The sequence below is a fragment of the Erwinia sp. PME.40.26/001 genome, from assembly GCF_055556675.1.
The window spans coordinates 1-278 of sequence record NZ_JBVHNP010000115.1; the positions used below are offsets into that span (position 1 = coordinate 1).

The 278-nt window shown below is 66.2% G+C and carries 1 protein-coding gene; it reads right to left on the minus strand.

What is annotated here, in order from left to right:
• Window positions 1-278: 1-deoxy-D-xylulose-5-phosphate synthase N-terminal domain-containing protein (locus tag ACZ3HG_RS23470; protein ID WP_465334744.1), on the minus strand; the 278-nt coding region annotated here is incomplete at both ends.

Sequence of the window (278 nt, forward strand, 5' to 3'; positions counted from 1 at the left end):
GGTCCACTGGGGACCGCCGCCCGAGCCGAGAGCCTCGCCCGTGATCGGGTCGATTTTGCCGACGGCGTGGAACTGGTCGGCTGTGTCGCTGAGCGCGGGGGCGTAGCCGCTTCCCTTGTCGGTGATGGCGTGCACGATGACCGGCGCGCCGTAGGACTTCGCCAGCTCGAGCGTTTCGATCAGCGACTCGAAGTCGTGCCCGTCGATGGGGCCGAGGTACTTGATGTCGAGGTTGCTGTACAGCGCCTCGTTGTTCGTGAAGCGCGACAGGAAGCCGT